General features: G+C 32.0%; 2 protein-coding genes. Both read right to left on the reverse strand.

Annotated elements, in window-relative coordinates:
- Nucleotides 1–236: 236 nt before the first annotated feature.
- Nucleotides 237–1,277: a hypothetical protein gene (locus DFQ02_RS14985; protein ID WP_220340322.1), complete on the reverse strand. Its 1,041-nt coding sequence runs from the start codon at nt 1,275–1,277 to the stop codon at nt 237–239.
- A gap of 22 nt (nt 1,278–1,299) precedes the next feature.
- On the reverse strand, nt 1,300–1,483 hold a 184-nt coding region (locus DFQ02_RS15285; protein ID WP_220340324.1), incomplete at its 5' end, for a hypothetical protein.

Below are 1,483 nucleotides of genomic sequence, written 5' to 3' on the forward strand. Positions count from 1 at the left end.
TGGTTTAACCCTGAGATGGAACACATTTACTTTAAGATGCATTGTCTGCGAAGCAGCGTAGATTAAAGTTCGCCATCGGCGAATGTGTTCCATCGGTCTCGTATAACCGTCAGTTACGGCTTAATATGCGTTTATTTTCGGTTTAGCACTGGTGTTAGCAATTCCGAGTGGATTCGGACGTAGTCGAATCCGCCGTAATTGCGGTTATACATTGTTGCCCACAGTATTTTCTTTTTTTAGTAATAAAATTGTTTTTCAGAATTCGTGAACATTATTAAATTTTCTCCAACTTTAAATCCGTCCATTTTTGGTAATTCCGCCAACTTTTTCTTGAATTCGATGTTTTCGGTATTTATAACTTTAGCGTCTTCTCCTTCTTCACAAGTTTCTGTTTCTTTTGTATAAATCATTTTGCCTGTCGAAAAATTATAGTCAAATTTTTCAGATAGCTCACACATTGTGTAATTGTCAATTGTAGCTCCGATTAATTCCCAATCGTTGTTTTGGTATCTAAATCTATGAGTGTAAAACCATTTACTTCTTGAGCCACCAAAATGTCTAATGACTATACAACCTCTTTCTATTGATAAATTTTCAAAAGATGAATTCATTAAGCCTCCTTGAACTATTACACCTACTGAAGTATGCCAAAGTTTCCATTCATTATTTAACTTTTTATAAATTAATAATTGTCTTTCTGTTCCTGCGTTCAGTTCAATTCCTGTGTCAATAATGACAACTTTTTCTGCTATTCCGTCTTTGTCAAGGTCTCCAAAACTTTCCGCAATTTGAGTTGGTTCAGAACTTGTGTTTTTAAGTTTATATCTGGGTTCGTAAGACGAGTTAGGAATGTATGTTTCTTCAATACGATAGTTTTTAACAACTCCTTTTGTTCTAATAACAGTTAATCCGTCAACTTCATAGTTTTTCATTAAGTAGGAATAATAATATAAGTCAGTCTCAAAGTTATTTTCTATAAATTCAAAATCTTCGAATTGATTTATGAGTTTTAAGTCATATTCATAATCTTGTTTTAAAAAAACAGGAACATAATCCTCGTTATAATACATATCGATTACAATCTTACCTGTTATAATATTTTTAGAATTATAATGTAAGGCAATAACGCTACCTAATTTAGCTCCTTTTTCTCTTTGCAATAGTCTTATTGTTGCTGGGTCATAAATGTCATAACCGTAGTCGATTGAAAAAGTCCTACACTCGCAATCAGATGAATTTTGCTCTATAAATCCACCAATTTTTATTTCGGACGGCATTTTTTCTCCAACTTGAATTTGGTTAATAAACTTTTGTCCAAAAATGTTGAAAGAAATCAAAAAAGTTAAAATGATTGTAACGATTTTCATAGGTTTTGTCATATTGTGGGTAACTCAGGGTTAAACGTAGTTCTGCTTTGAGAATGAAAAGATAATAAATTCTTGAGCAATAATTAGAGAAAAGCTCTTCCTTATAATCTCTAATT

This window comes from Seonamhaeicola aphaedonensis (genome assembly GCF_003386195.1).
Classification (GTDB): domain Bacteria; phylum Bacteroidota; class Bacteroidia; order Flavobacteriales; family Flavobacteriaceae; genus Seonamhaeicola; species Seonamhaeicola aphaedonensis.